Origin of the sequence: Burkholderia sp. ABCPW 14 (genome assembly GCF_001523835.1) — a bacterium.
Taxonomy (GTDB): Bacteria; Pseudomonadota; Gammaproteobacteria; order Burkholderiales; family Burkholderiaceae; genus Burkholderia; species Burkholderia mayonis.
Genome location: NZ_LOVS01000144.1, coordinates 16,149 through 29,679 on the forward strand (window position 1 = coordinate 16,149; position 13,531 = coordinate 29,679).

The 13,531-nt window shown below is 67.1% G+C and carries 11 protein-coding genes and 1 pseudogene; 5 read left to right on the forward strand and 7 right to left on the reverse strand.

Annotated features, from left to right (window positions below):
- The first annotated feature begins 41 nt into the window (after window positions 1–41).
- The 3 genes from WS62_RS21880 (at window position 42) to WS62_RS21890 (ending at window position 3,224) form a co-directional block, all read left to right on the forward strand.
- Window positions 42–1,262: a DNA-binding protein gene (locus WS62_RS21880; protein WP_066575192.1), complete on the forward strand. Its 1,221-nt coding sequence runs from the start codon at window positions 42–44 to the stop codon at window positions 1,260–1,262.
- 33 nt (window positions 1,263–1,295) lie between these two features.
- Window positions 1,296–1,982 (forward strand): Vgb family protein, encoded by a 687-nt coding sequence (locus tag WS62_RS21885; protein ID WP_066575195.1) that lies wholly within the window; start codon window positions 1,296–1,298, stop codon window positions 1,980–1,982.
- A gap of 270 nt (window positions 1,983–2,252) precedes the next feature.
- Complete coding sequence (locus WS62_RS21890; protein ID WP_066575198.1) at window positions 2,253–3,224, forward strand: DMT family transporter; 972 nt, start codon at window positions 2,253–2,255, stop codon at window positions 3,222–3,224.
- A gap of 42 nt (window positions 3,225–3,266) precedes the next feature.
- Here the strand turns inward: WS62_RS21890 and WS62_RS21895 are convergent, their stop codons facing one another.
- Together WS62_RS21895 and WS62_RS21900 are read right to left on the reverse strand one after the other, a co-directional pair.
- A complete protein-coding gene (locus WS62_RS21895; RefSeq protein ID WP_066575359.1) occupies window positions 3,267–3,590 on the reverse strand; it encodes an RnfH family protein in 324 nt (107 codons plus the stop codon).
- Window positions 3,591–3,595: 5 nt separating this feature from the next.
- The gene (locus WS62_RS21900; protein WP_066491545.1) at window positions 3,596–4,033 is read right to left on the reverse strand and encodes a type II toxin-antitoxin system RatA family toxin; all 438 of its coding nucleotides are present in this window, start codon (window positions 4,031–4,033) and stop codon (window positions 3,596–3,598) included.
- A 97-nt stretch (window positions 4,034–4,130) separates the two neighbouring features.
- On the opposite strand from WS62_RS21900, the gene smpB reads away from it, so the two are divergent.
- Window positions 4,131–4,577, forward strand: a complete 447-nt coding sequence (gene smpB / locus WS62_RS21905; protein WP_066575200.1) for an SsrA-binding protein SmpB — start codon at window positions 4,131–4,133, stop codon at window positions 4,575–4,577.
- Window positions 4,578–4,692: 115 nt separating this feature from the next.
- On the opposite strand, the gene WS62_RS21910 is transcribed toward smpB, so the two are convergent.
- The 5 genes and pseudogenes from WS62_RS21910 to WS62_RS21930 form a co-directional block, all read right to left on the reverse strand.
- The gene (locus WS62_RS21910; RefSeq protein ID WP_066575202.1) at window positions 4,693–5,640 is read right to left on the reverse strand and encodes an SPFH domain-containing protein; all 948 of its coding nucleotides are present in this window, start codon (window positions 5,638–5,640) and stop codon (window positions 4,693–4,695) included.
- A gap of 49 nt (window positions 5,641–5,689) precedes the next feature.
- A complete protein-coding gene (locus WS62_RS21915) occupies window positions 5,690–6,124 on the reverse strand; it encodes an NfeD family protein (RefSeq protein ID WP_066575208.1) in 435 nt (144 codons plus the stop codon).
- 127 nt (window positions 6,125–6,251) lie between these two features.
- Window positions 6,252–8,651, reverse strand: coding sequence for a phosphoenolpyruvate synthase (gene ppsA, locus WS62_RS21920; protein ID WP_066575210.1), 2,400 nt, complete (start codon window positions 8,649–8,651; stop codon window positions 6,252–6,254).
- Between the two features lie 554 nt (window positions 8,652–9,205).
- Window positions 9,206–10,018, reverse strand: a pseudogene (locus WS62_RS21925) (phytochelatin synthase family protein); the annotation flags it as partial.
- Window positions 10,019–10,113: 95 nt separating this feature from the next.
- Window positions 10,114–12,006 carry a S53 family peptidase gene (locus tag WS62_RS21930; RefSeq protein ID WP_066575212.1) on the reverse strand — a complete coding sequence of 631 codons (1,893 nt, stop codon included), beginning with the start codon at window positions 12,004–12,006 and terminating at the stop codon, window positions 10,114–10,116.
- Window positions 12,007–12,535: 529 nt separating this feature from the next.
- On the opposite strand from WS62_RS21930, the gene ppsR reads away from it, so the two are divergent.
- Entirely contained in the window at window positions 12,536–13,351 is an 816-nt protein-coding gene (gene ppsR, locus WS62_RS21935; RefSeq protein ID WP_066491523.1) for a posphoenolpyruvate synthetase regulatory kinase/phosphorylase PpsR, read from the forward strand.
- Window positions 13,352–13,531: the final 180 nt, after the last annotated feature.

A 13,531-nucleotide genomic window follows, 5' to 3' on the forward strand; every position in this document is an offset into this window, starting at 1 on the left:
GGGTTTCGAACGGTGGGAGTGACAAGTGTGGCGGGATTCCGATGGACTCGCTGATCACGGCCGCGGCGCGCGCGCTCGCGGCGGGTGATCCGCTCGGCGCGCTGAACCGGGTCGCGCTGCGCGACGACGCGCCCGCGCTCGCACTGCGCGGCATCGCGATGGCGCAGCTCGGCGATTTCGTCCGCGCGAAGGCGCTCGTGAGGCGCGCCGCGCGCGCGTTCGGTGCGAAGGAAGCCGTCGCCCGCGCGCGATGCGTCGTCGCCGAGGCCGAGATCGCGCTCGCGTCGCGCGAACTCGGCTGGCCCGAAAAGGCGCTCGACGCCGCGCGCACGACGCTCGAAGCGCACGGCGACCGCATCAACGCCGCGCATGCGCGATATCTCGAAGTGCGGCGCCTGCTGCTGATCGGCCGCCTCGACGAAGCCGAGCGCGCGCTCGCCACGCTCGCCCCCGCGGCGCTCCCGCCCGCATTGCAGGCCGCGCACGAGCTGATCGTCGCGGGGATCGCGCTGCGGCGCCTCCGGACGCAGACCGCACGCGCGTCGCTCGCGCGCGCCGAACGCGCCGCGCGCGCGGCCGGCATCCCCGCGCTGACGGCCGAAGTCGAACACGCGTCCCGCATCCTCGACGCGCCTGCGGCGCGCCTGATCGCGCGCAGCCAAGAACGGCTGCTGCGGCTCGACGACGTCGAAGCATGGCGCGCGTCGGAATCGCTCGTCGTCGATGCGTGCCGCCACGTCGTGCGCGACGCGCGCACGACGGTCTCGCTCGCGAAGCGCCCGGTGCTGTTCGCCCTTGCGCGCGCGCTCGGCGAAGCGTGGCCGGACGACGTGCCGCGCGACGCGCTCGTCGCGCGTGCGTTTCGCGCGAAGCATGCCGACGAATCGCATCGCGCGCGCCTGCGCGTCGAAATCGGGCGGCTGCGCGCGATGCTCGGAACGCTTGTCGATATCCGCGCGACGAAGCGCGGTTTCGCGCTGACGCCGCGCCACGCACACGACGTGGCCGTGCTCGCGCGCCCGGTCGAGGACGCGCATGCGGCGGTGCTCGCCCTGCTTGCCGACGGCGAGTCGTGGTCGAGCTCGGCGCTGGCGCTCGCGCTCGGCGCGAGCCAGCGCACCGTGCAGCGCTCGCTCGACGCGCTCTCGACCGCGGGCAAGGCGCAGTCGTTCGGCCGCGGGCGCGCGCGGCGCTGGACGACCCCGCCCGTCCCCGGATTCGCGACGACCTTGTTACTCCCGGCCCCGCTGCCGGGCGATTAGGATGGCACCATCGAGCGACCGGGAGGCGAAGACATGAAGCGAACCGCAGCCGAAATCATTCAGGAATACGGCCCGTTTCCGGGCGTCGACGGCGTGCACGGCGTCACGTACGACGGCCGGCAAGTATGGTTCGCCTCGGGCGACAAGCTGAACGCGCTCGATCCGGCAAGCGGGACGACACTGCGGTCGATCGACATCGCCGCACACGCGGGAACCGCGTATGACGGCCGACATCTGTATCAGATCGCCGAGAACCGCATCCACAAGATCGATCCGGACACGGGCCGCGTGCTGGCAAGCATCCCGGCGCCCGGCGGCGGCGCGGACTCCGGGCTCGCGTGGGCCGAGGGCACGCTGTGGGTCGGACAGTATCGCGACCGCAAGATCCATCAGGTCGATCCCGAAACGGGCGCGATTCTTCGGACGATCGAGTCGAATCGCTTCGTCACCGGCGTCACGTGGGTCGACGGCGAGCTCTGGCACGGCACCTGGGAAAGCGACGAAAGCGAATTGCGCCGCCTCGATCCCCGAACGGGCGACGTGCTGGAAGCGCTCGCGATGCCGGCCGGCGTCGGCGTGTCGGGGCTCGAGTCCGACGGCGGCGACCGGTTCTTCTGCGGCGGCGGAAACAGCGGGAAAGTGAGAGCCGTCCGCCGCCCCGCGCGAAGCGCCGCGGCACAAGGCGGCATCGGGCACGCGGCCGATTCCGCGGGCGAATAGCCGCGGCGGCCCGCGCCCGCCGAAAGGGCCTCCGGCGCGTTGCGCGAGGGCGCGAAGACGCGCCGCGCCGCCCGCCATCGAACGACGGCGCCGCAGCAACGATACGAAACGAGCACCCGCCCTGCCGAACGAGCTCGACGCGCGTGTCGGCCGTGCATTTGCCGCCGCCCGCGTCCCATTCCGACCCAGTGCAGGAATGAACAAGACAGACGCCGCCGCGCGTCGCTAAGATGCGCGCTCGTCAGTGAAATAAAACAGTCGGAGAACGCGATGCAGCGCGGTGTAGCGTACGGAGTGTTGGCAGGCGCCCTATGGGGCATGGTGTTTCTCGTGCCGCGGGTCCTGACCGACTTCTCGCCGTTGTTGCTGAGCGTCGGCCGCTACGCGATGTACGGCCTCGTGTCGCTCGCGGCCGCGTTGCCGGCCGCCCGCTCGCTCGCCGCACGCCTCACGCGCGAGGATCTCGTCGCGCTCGTCAAGCTCGCGCTCGTCGGCAACGTCGCCTACTACACGCTGCTGTCGAGCGCGGTGCACCTGATCGGCATCGCGCCCAGCTCGCTGATCGTCGGCGTGCTGCCCGTCACGGTCACGCTCGTCGGCCTCGGCGACCACGGCGCGGTGCCGCTCAAGCGGCTCGCGGGCCCGCTCGCGCTCGTCGTCTTAGGCATCGCATGCATCAATGTCGATCTGTTCACGTCCGAGGCCGCGCACGCGACGACGCTCGCCCAGAAGCTCGTCGGCATTGCGTGCGCGACGGCCGCGCTCGCGAGCTGGACGTGGTACGCGGTCGCAAACGCCCGCTACCTGCAGCGCCATCACCGTTTCGACGGCAATGAATGGTCGGTGCTGTGGGGCGTCGTCACGGGCCTGATCGGCGGGCTGTGCTGGATCGGCATCGCGGCGCTCCCGGCCGGCACGTTGCAGCCGGCGCTGCCCGCGTCGCGCTGGCAGTTGTTCTGGCTGCTGAATCTCGGCCTCGCGATCGGCGCGTCGTGGCTCGGCAATGGGCTGTGGAACGCGGCGTCGAAGCGGCTGCCGCTCACGCTGTCGGGCCAGCTGATCGTGTTCGAGACCGTGTTCGCGCTGCTGTACGGCTTCGTCTTCGATCATCGGCTGCCGCGCGCGCTCGAGATCGCGGCGCTCGTGCTGCTGCTCGCCGGCGTGTACGGATCGGTGCGCCGGCACGGCGGCGACAAGCGCGCGGCCGACGATCCGCTCAACGCGAACATCGGCGCGCACTGAGCGCGGCGTTTCGTCGGATGAATCGTGCGCGGCCCGCGCCGCTCAGCGCGAATCCTTCGGCAGCCACTTGCGGCCTTCGATCGAGCCCTCGCGGCGGGTCTTGTCGACGCGGCGCTGCCGCGCGACCTTCGGATCGACGATGAGCGGACGGTAGATCTCGACGCGATCGCCGTCGGCGACGGCCGCATCGAGCGCCGCGAGCTTGCCGAAGATGCCTGTCTTCAGCTTCGCGAGGTCGATGTCGGGATAAAGCGCGAGCACGCCGCTCGCGTCGATCGCGTCGCGCACGGTCGCGCCGGCCGGCACGTCGACGGCGACGAGCATCTGCCGCTCCGGCAGCGCATAGCAGACCTGAACCTTCGGCATGTGCATCACCCCTTGCCGTAGCGCTGGTCGGCGCGCTTCACGAACGATTCGACGAACGTGTTCGCGATATGCGTGAATACGGGCCCGATGATCTTCTCGAGGATCACGCTCGCGAACTCGTAGTGCAGCGCAAATTCGATCTTGCACGCGTCCGCGCGCAGCGGCGTGAAGCGCCAGTAGCCGGTAAACTTGCGAAACGGCCCGTCGGTGAACTCCATGTCGATCCGGGTCGGGCGCTGCTGCGTGTTGCGGGTCGCGAAATGCTGCCTGATGCCCTTGAAGTTGATGTCGATCCGCGCCTCCATCCCGGTTTCGTCGCGACGGCGAATCTCGACGCCGCCGCACCACGGCAGGAAGTTCGGGTAATCGGCCACGTCGGTGACGAGGTCGAACATCTGTTCCGCGGAGTGGCGGATCAATACGGTTTTCTGGACATCTGCCATAAATCGCGCGGCATCGCAAAGGTAAACGGGCAAGCCGGGCCAACGCCGCCCCGCTTTGCTAAAATTGTGATTTTAAACGAGTTGGCCATTTCCCTTCATGAGCATCATCGACAATAGAAAAGCATTCTTCGATTACCACATCGAAGAACGCTACGAAGCGGGGCTCGTGCTCGAGGGGTGGGAGGTCAAGGCGCTGCGCGCCGGGCGCGGACAGATCAAGGAAGGCTACGTCGTCGTGAAGAACGCGGAGATCTACCTGATCGGCACGCACATCAGCCCGCTGCCCGAGGCCTCGACACACATCACGCCCGATCCGCTCCGCACCCGCAAGCTGCTGCTGCACCGCGACGAGATCAAGAAGCTGATCGGCAAGGTCGAGCAGCGCGGCTATACGCTCGTGCCGCTGAACTTCCACTACAAGGGCGGTCGCGTGAAATGCGAGATCGGTCTCGCGAAAGGCAAGAAGCTCCACGACAAGCGCGAAACCGAAAAGAAGCGCGATTGGGAGCGCGAGAAAGCGCGAATCATGCGTTCCGCAACATAACGCGCGGCGCTTTGTCGCACGCCGCCGGCGCATGCCGCGCGCGATGCGCCGCAATCGAAACGGCCCGCTTCGAACGATTCGGAGCGGGCCGTTTCTTCATGGGGCGGCGCGACGCTCAGCCCTTGCTCGCGCCCGAGGCGACGGCCCCCGGCGCGGCGCGGTTGACGATCGTCAGGGCCGACGCGATCGCGGTGCTCAAGTCCGACATGTTCGACGGCACGATCAGCGTGTTGCCCGCCTTCGCGAGATTGCCGAACGCGCCGACGTACTGCTCGGCCACCTTCAGGTTCACCGCATCCATCCCGCCCTGCGACTGGATCGCCTGCGCGATCTTCTGGATTGCCTGCGAGTTCGCCTCGGCCACCGCGAGGATCGCGGCCGCCTCGCCCTGCGCCTGGTTGATCGCCGCCTGCCGCTCGCCTTCCGACTTTTGGATCGCCGCTTCGCGCGCGCCCGACGCGAGGTTGATCTGCTCCTGCTTGCGGCCTTCCGACGCGGCGATGAGCGCCCGCTTCTCCCGCTCCGCGGTGATCTGCGCCTGCATCGCATGCAGGATTTCCTTCGGCGGCGTCAAATCCTTGATCTCGTAGCGCAGCACCTTGACGCCCCAGTTCGCGGCCGCTTCGTCGAGCGCCGACACGATGCTGTGGTTGATGAAGTCGCGCTCCTCGAAGGTCTTGTCGAGCTCGAGCTTGCCGATTACCGAACGCAGCATCGTCTGCGAGAGTTGGGTAATCGCGAGCACGAAGTTGCTCGAGCCGTACGACGCCTTCATCGGGTCCATCACCTGGAAGTACAGCACGCCGTCCACCTGCAACTGCGTATTGTCACGCGTGATGCAGATCTGGCTCGGCACGTCGAGCGGAATCTCCTTCAGCACGTGCCGGTACGCGATCCGGTCGATGAACGGCAGCACGATGTTCAGGCCCGGCGACAGCGTCGCGTGATAGCGGCCGAACCGCTCGAGCACCCACGCATGCTGCTGCGGCACGATCTTCACGGTCTGCGACACGAGCACGAACACGATGATGAGCAGCACCGCCCAGACGATCAATGAATCCATGAAGCTGGTCCTCCTTGTTGGAATTTGAAGACAAACGCGCCGAGCGCGGTCACTTCGCGGATTTCGCCGCGACGACGAGACAATTGCCGCGCACCGCACGCACTTCGTACAGATGCGCGTCCTCGCGCTCGCCGGCGGCGAGCTCGACGTCCCACTGCGCGCCGCGATACTGCGCGCGCGCCCGGCGGTCGTGCCAATGCTTGACCGCGATCGTCGCGCCGATGTCGATGTTGATGTCGGGATTCGCCGATGCGTCGCGTTTCTGCTTGCGGCCGAGCCCCGAGCGCCTGAGCGCGATCACGGCGACGAGCGCGACGAGCGCGGCGGCGGCGAACTGCCAGGCGACGGGCGCGCCCGCGAGATGCACGAGGCCGCCCGCGAGGAAGCCGAGCGCGATCATCAGCAGGTAGAACGTCCCCGTCAGCAGTTCCGCGACGACGAGCACGCCGACGCCGATCCACCAGAAAAACTGCCCTGACACCATCGCCCCTCCCGTTGCACAAAGAAAAACACCCCGGCGTTACCGGGGTGTTTATAGCACGAACCTTGCAATTTGCCTTCATTTGGACGGCGATTCGACGACCGCCGTCCGAACAGGCGATTACCGCCGATTACTGTTTCGACGCGAGCGCCTGCCACGTTGCGATGACCGTGTCCGGGTTCAGCGAGATCGACGCGATGCCCTCGTCGGCGAGCCACTTCGCGAAATCCGGGTGATCGGACGGGCCCTGACCGCAGATGCCGACATACTTGTCGAGCTTGCGGCAGGTGTCGATCGCACGCTTCAGCATGAACTTCACGGCCGGATCGCGCTCGTCGAAATCGACGGCGAGCAGTTCCATGCCCGAGTCGCGGTCGAGGCCGAGCGTCAGTTGCGTCAAATCGTTCGAGCCAATCGAGAAGCCGTCGAAGTGCTGCAGAAATTCTTCGGCGAGGATCGCGTTCGACGGCACTTCGCACATCATGATGAGGCGCAGGCCGTTGTCGCCGCGCTTCAAGCCGAACTTCGCGAGCAGGCCGACGACACGCTCCGCCTGCTTCACCGTGCGCACGAACGGCACCATGATCTCGACGTTCGTGAGGCCCATCTCGTCGCGCACGCGCTTGAGCGCGATGCACTCCATCTCGAACGCCTGAGCGAAGTCCTCGGCGATGTAGCGCGACGCGCCGCGGAAGCCGAGCATCGGATTTTCCTCGTCCGGCTCGTAGCGCGAGCCGCCGATCAGCTTCTTGTACTCGTTCGACTTGAAGTCGGACAGACGCACGATCACGGGCTTCGGATAGAACGCCGCCGCGATCGTCGCGATGCCTTCCGTCAGCTTGTCGACGTAGAACGCACGCGGCGACGCGTGGCCGCGCGCGACGCTCTCGACCGCCTTCTTCAGATCCGGATCGACGTTCGGATACTCGAGGATCGCCTTCGGGTGCACGCCGATGTTGTTGTTGATGATGAACTCGAGGCGCGCGAGACCGACGCCCGCGTTCGGCAACTGCGAGAAGTCGAATGCGAGCTGCGGGTTGCCGACGTTCATCATGATCTTGACCGGCACGGGCGGCAGCTCGCCGCGCTGCACCTCGGACACTTCGGTCTCGAGCAGGCCGTCGTAGATCTTGCCTTCGTCGCCTTCCGCGCACGACACGGTGACGAGCGCGCCGTCCTTCAGCACGTCGGTCGCGTCGCCGCAGCCGACGACGGCCGGCACGCCGAGCTCGCGCGCGATGATCGCCGCGTGACAGGTGCGGCCGCCGCGGTTCGTGACGATCGCGGACGCGCGCTTCATCACCGGCTCCCAGTTCGGATCGGTCATGTCGGCGACGAGCACGTCGCCCGGCTGCACACGCTCCATTTCCGACGGGTCCTGGATCACGCGCACGGGGCCCGCGCCGATCTTCTGGCCGATCGCGCGGCCGGTCGCGAGCACCTGCGACTGGCCCTTCAGCTTGAAGCGCTGTTCGACCTTGCCGTGCGCCTGGCTCTTCACCGTCTCGGGACGCGCCTGCAGGATGAAGATCTTGCCGTCGCGGCCGTCCTTGCCCCACTCGATGTCCATCGGGCGCTGGTAGTGCTTCTCGATGATGACCGCGTACTTCGCGAGCTCGATCACGTCTTCGTCGGTGATCGAGTAGCGGTTGCGCTGCTCGTGCGGCACGTCGACCGTCTTCACGCGGCCCGGCTCGCCCGGCTGCGTGAACTCCATCTTGATCAGCTTCGAGCCGATCGAGCGGCGGATGATCGGGTACTTGTCCTGCGCGAGCGTCGTCTTGAACACGTAGAACTCGTCCGGATTCACCGCGCCCTGCACGACGGTTTCGCCCAGGCCGTAGCTCGACGTGATGAACACGGCGTCCTTGAAGCCCGATTCGGTGTCGATCGTGAACATCACGCCGGCCGCGCCGACGTCCGAGCGGACCATCCGCTGCACGCCGGCCGACAGCGCGACTTCGGCGTGCGTGAAGCCCTTGTGAACGCGGTACGAGATCGCGCGGTCGTTGTAGAGCGACGCGAACACGTGCTTCATCCGGTCGAGCACGTCTTCGATGCCGACGACGTTCAGATACGACTCCTGCTGGCCGGCGAACGATGCGTCGGGCAGGTCTTCGGCGGTCGCCGACGAGCGCACGGCGAATGACAGCTCGCCGGGCGAGCCGTTCTTCAGGATCTCGAATTGCGCGCGGATCTCCTGCTCGAGGCGCGCCTGCATCGGCGCGTCGACGATCCACCGGCGGATCTCGGCGCCGGCTTCGGCGAGCGCCTTCACGTCGTCGATGTCGAGCGACTCGAGACGTTGCGCGATGCGTTCGGTGAGCTTGTTGTACTGAAGGAAGTCGCGGAAGGCGAGCGCAGTCGTCGCGAAACCGGTGGGCACGCGTACGCCTGCCTCAGCCAGCTGACTGATCATTTCGCCAAGCGACGCATTCTTGCCGCCGACGATTTCGACATCGGTCATTCGCAACTGCTCGAACGGAATTACATACGCCTGATCCTTTGCGACGTTTGCTGCGTTAGTCATACAAGCCCCTAAGTGTGAAAAAAATGCTCGATCGTGCAACGGGCTCGAGCGCGGCAGCTTGCAAAAAGCGGGACGCGCATTGCACAACCTGTCGGATAAGCCTTCGCGGGAACCGGACGATTCCGGCGCGCTTGCAAAAATCCCGGCAGAAAGGCGAATAAAGCGGATAAATCGCCGAACTTGCCGGGAATCCGTAGCGCATCGCGATCAAAGGCGCGGCCGCGCCGCGCTTCTGCCGCAAGGGCTTATCCAACAGGTTGCCGCTATTCTACCGTGCCGGCCAGCGGATGTGGCGCAACCCGCTCGCAACGGGGCGCTAGCGCGCGGTTTCGACGCGGCGGGCGGGCCGGGATGCCTTGCCGGCACGGGCTTGCCGATCTGCCGCCTTCTGCCGGGGCGTTTCGACACTCCGACACTCCGACGCTTCCGCGGCAACCGGAGCGCGCGGCGGCTAGCCTGCCGCGCGATCTCGCGTCGCCGGTCCGGCGCCTTCGTAAACGCATGTCGGGAAGCACGCAGGCCCGCGCCGGGCCACAACGCCGATGCCCCGCGCGTCAGCGCCCTCCCGCCGGCCCATCGATCAGCACGTAGCCGCGGCTGCGACCACCGTTGTCCGCGTCGGCCGTGTTCATCGCCGAATACAGATCGGCCGCCTTCACCCAGACGGGCGGGTATTTGTAACGGGACACGTCGAGGATCAGGAAGCTGTCGGCCGCGGCGTCGTACGCGCCGAGCGGCGAGATGTGGCCGCCCGCCTGCTGGCCGAGCCGGCTGCGCAGGTAGTTGACGAGCACATAGCGCCCCGGACGGCCGAGATGCGCGGCCGCGTCCGCGCGAAACGCGTCGACCGACACGTCCGACGCATGGCGCACGTCTCCGCTCGCGCCGAGCGCGTTCGCGAGCGCGCCGAGTTGATCGAGCGTCATTCCGCGCTGCTCGATCTGTACCCGCGGGCGAATCTGCTCGGTCGCGTCGTTGAGCACGTTGTCCTGCGTGAAGTAGTGGAACGGCGGATACTGCGCGGCGGCGGGCGCCGGCACGCGCAGCGCGTTCAGCACCATCACGAGCGACGCGACGCCGCAATAGCTCTCGGTCTTCTGCGTGACGAAATGACTGCCGAGCGGCACGTATGCGCTGCGCGCGCCGCTCTCGGCGAGCATGCGTTCGCCGGCGCCGCTGCCGAGGTCGATCAGGCTGTCGGGCAACGGCAGGGTTTGCGCAGCCGCGCGGCCGATCAGCGCGAGCGCGACGAGCACGACGCCGACGAGTCTTTTTGTCACGATCGATCCTTTGTCGTTTGACGAGCGGAGCGCCGCTTGCGCGGCGCCCGCACGAGCATAGCGCGAAGCCGGCGGCAACGCCGCGCGAGGTGAACGAAGCGCGCGAGGCGACACGAAGAGGCACATCCCGCCCACGCCGCCGCCCTACGGCGAGCGTCGCGCCGCCGCCCGCGCGCCGCGACTCAACGGGCGAAGTCCGCCGTCTTCTTGACGAATGCGGCCAGATTCCCGATATCGAAGCTGCCGAAGCCCGTCACCGGATCCCAGCCGGTGCCCGCCTTGTAGCCGTAGCCGCCCGAGCCGTTGTTGCCGGATTTCACGTCGTGCACCAGTGCGCCGTTGGACGGAACGTAGCGATAGAGACTCGCGAGCGGAAAGCCGAGCCGGTTGCCGTTGTCGGATTGCACACGCGCCCAGATGCCGGCGAAGATCGGCGCCGCGAGGCTCGTGCCGCCCCACTGCTCGGTCTCACCGTTCACGTGGACATGCGCGCCGCTGCGGCCGTCCGCATCGAACGCGACATCGGGCAGCGCGCGCGTCTTGCTCGACGCGCCGAGCACGCTCCGCTGCCAGGCAGGCACCGCTTCGTTCCTGCTGTAGCCGCCGCCCGTCGCCCACAGGCGCTGCGTGCCGTCGTAGCTGCCATACGGGTCGTACACGCCGACCGGCTGCAAGCCCTCGTTCCACGCGACTTCGCCGGCGTACGCGCCCGTCGGCTTGTCGGTCGACAGCGTCGTGCCGCCGACCGCGACGACGTACGGCGACGTCGCGGGCTCGCTCACCGAATAGTCCGACCGCGCCGGCACGCCCTGCCCGCCGGAAATGCGGCTCACGCTGCACTCGTATGCACCGGCGTCGCCCGCCGCGACGACGAACGTCTGCCCCTGCGCGACGGCGCTCTTGAAGATCCGGTCATCGGCCGCCTGCGTGCCGGACGAGCGCGCGCCCGCCTCGCATACGCCGAGCGACACGTTGATCACCTTCGCGACGTTGTCGACGACCGCGCGGTTGTACGCCTCGGTGATGTCGGTCAACAGCATCGACGGCGCCGCGTAAAACACGAGCCCCTTCACTTCGCCGCCCGCCGCGCCGATGATCGCCTGGCTGTCCATGTCCCACTCGCTCAGGCCCGCGTTGTCGCTGTAGTCGCTGCCGGGGGGCCCGGTGCGCGTGACGGTCGCCGCCACGCGCGCGAGCCCCGCTTTCGCCGTGAACGCGTCCAGATCTCGCAGCACGGGCCTCGCGTCGCCCGCCATGATGACGCCGACCGTCGTCTGCGACGCCGTCGGCGTCGAGCCCGCGCGATAGATCCGCGAGAATTCGAGCGGATCGTGGCCCGTCAAGACGGGCGTGCCGCTCGCAGCGGCGGTCGCCTCGCTCGCGCGCGCGGCGAGCGAAGCCTTCGCGCCGCCGACGGCGCCCGTCACGGCCGCCTGGCGGTTGTACGTGTGTGCGAGCGTCGCGCTGTCGAGCCCGAGCACGGCGCCGACGATCCCGCCGAGTTCGGCCGGCACCTGAGCCGCGTCCTGGTTCGCGTACACGCGCCGGCCTTCGAGCGTGAAGCTCTTGAGCCGCGTGTTGAACGCCGTCCGGACCGCCTCGGCGGTTCCCGTCGCCGAGATCAGCAGCCGATTCGGCGACACCTGGATGTCGCGAAACCCGGATTTGCGCAAATGCGCTTCGACGAGCGCGACCTGCCGTTGCGTCGGTGCATACTGCGCGGCGAATTCGGCCGGCGTCAGATGCTTGCCGTACGCAGCGCTGCTGGGCGTATGCAGATCGCGCAGGAAGCGGTCGAGCTTCGCCTCGTCGTTCAGATTGAGACTGACGACGACCCGCACCGGCTGGCCGGGCGCCGTATCGATCGCCTTTCCGGCCGCGGACGCCTGCGAAGCCGCGAGCGCCTGCTGCGGAAAGGCCGGATACGCGCGGGTCTGCGTGTCGACCCACGCCGGCGCCGCGGCGTGCGCCGTCAGCGTCGTCGCGGCTAAAAACGTCGCCGCATATATCGCATGCTTCGATCGCGAAGCGCGAGGTTTGGCCCATCTTCTTGACGTCATTTCGTCGTTCCTCATTTGATTTGAATAAAGTCAAAACACAATGAAATCGAACCGCCGAACTGCTCGAACATCACTGCCGCCTACTGCTGTCCGCACGCAGGCAGGCCCGCCCTCCCGGCCCTGCCTGCGCGACGGCAAACGAACGCATGCGCCTCACCCTCGGCCCTCCTTCCGGGCCGATCCGTCGATTCGCTTATTAAGAAGGATTCCGAATCGATTAAAACGATTGAAACGATTCGCTTCACTGAACACCGATACGGAAACAATCGCTTGACGATAGGAATCCGGCCAGCGTTACCGTCTTTCGAACAGCATTACGGAATATTACAGATCATTTCAATGAATGCGCGTATCGACTATTGCTTAATCCGCAAATGCTTATCGTTCAATCCGGATTAATCGTTCGCCGCGGGCGCCGCAAGCCGGACGCTTCGCCATCGGCCGCCTCGCGCCGTCGTCGCGCCGGACGGCGCGCCCGCGCCTGCTAGAATGCCCGTTTCCCGGCCGCGCGCGGCCGCCACGCACACGCTCGACGCTTCGATTCATGCTTCCAACCGTATTCATCGTCTCCGACGGCACCGGGATCACCGCCGAAACCTTCGCGCACTCGATCCTGTCCCAGTTCGACCAGAAATTCCGGCTCGTGCGCGTGCCGTTCATCGATTCGCTCGAGAAGGCGTACGGCACCGTCCAGAAGATCAACGACGCCGCGCAGCACGACGGCCGCCGGCCGATCGTGTTCACGACGCTCGTCGACGGCGAATCGAACGAGATCGTCAAGCGCTCGGATGCGCTCGTGCTCGACATGTTCCAGCGTTTCGTCGAACCGCTCGAGCAGGAATTGCAGTTGAAGTCGAGCCATGCAATGGGGCGCGTCCACCAGAACGCGGACACCGAGGAATACAAGACGCGGATCGAAGCGATCAACTTCTCGCTCGCGCACGACGACGGTCAATCGAACCGCAATCTCGCCGACGCCGACGTGATCCTGATCGGCGTGTCGCGCAGCGGCAAGACGCCGACGAGCCTCTACCTCGCGATGCAGTACGGCGTGAAGGCGGCAAACTATCCGCTGATTCCGGAAGACTTCGAGCGCGACAAGCTGCCGACGCCGCTGCACCCGCATCGCGACAAGCTGTTCGGGCTGTCGATCGATCCGTTGCGGCTCTCCGAGATCCGCAACGAGCGCCGCCCGGGCAGTAAATACGCGGCGCCGGAGAACTGCCGCTACGAAATCAACGAAGCGGAAGCGATGATGCGGCGCGAAGGGATCAAATGGCTGTCGTCGACGCACAAGTCGATCGAGGAGATCGCGACGACGATCCTGCAGGAAATCAAGCTCGAGCGGCAGTCGTATTGACGTCGGGCCGCGATGCGCGGCGACACATTTCGAGCGCGTCGCGGCTTCGCGCCGTGCTTGGCTCCGGCATTGCAATAGCTGCAATGGCCCGGATGCGCTTCACCCGTGGCACGGCCGGTCAAAAGCGCGACGCCGACTTCACCGGGCATCGCGCCCCGAGCCGTGCGCCGCCCACTCGAA

Excerpts from the sequence above, each read along its gene's own strand:
- WS62_RS21880 (WP_066575192.1), top strand. The coding sequence starts at position 42 with ATGGACTCGCTGATCACGGCCGCGGCGCGCGCGCTCGCGGCGGGTGAT.
- WS62_RS21885 (WP_066575195.1), top strand. The coding sequence starts at position 1,296 with ATGAAGCGAACCGCAGCCGAAATCATTCAGGAATACGGCCCGTTTCCG.
- WS62_RS21890 (WP_066575198.1), top strand. The coding sequence starts at position 2,253 with ATGCAGCGCGGTGTAGCGTACGGAGTGTTGGCAGGCGCCCTATGGGGC.
- WS62_RS21895 (WP_066575359.1), bottom strand. The coding sequence starts at position 3,590 with ATGCCGAAGGTTCAGGTCTGCTATGCGCTGCCGGAGCGGCAGATGCTC.
- WS62_RS21900 (WP_066491545.1), bottom strand. The coding sequence starts at position 4,033 with ATGGCAGATGTCCAGAAAACCGTATTGATCCGCCACTCCGCGGAACAG.
- smpB (WP_066575200.1), top strand. The coding sequence starts at position 4,131 with ATGAGCATCATCGACAATAGAAAAGCATTCTTCGATTACCACATCGAA.
- WS62_RS21910 (WP_066575202.1), bottom strand. The coding sequence starts at position 5,640 with ATGGATTCATTGATCGTCTGGGCGGTGCTGCTCATCATCGTGTTCGTG.
- WS62_RS21915 (WP_066575208.1), bottom strand. The coding sequence starts at position 6,124 with ATGGTGTCAGGGCAGTTTTTCTGGTGGATCGGCGTCGGCGTGCTCGTC.
- ppsA (WP_066575210.1), bottom strand. The coding sequence starts at position 8,651 with ATGACTAACGCAGCAAACGTCGCAAAGGATCAGGCGTATGTAATTCCG.
- WS62_RS21930 (WP_066575212.1), bottom strand. The coding sequence starts at position 12,006 with ATGAGGAACGACGAAATGACGTCAAGAAGATGGGCCAAACCTCGCGCT.
- ppsR (WP_066491523.1), top strand. The coding sequence starts at position 12,536 with ATGCTTCCAACCGTATTCATCGTCTCCGACGGCACCGGGATCACCGCC.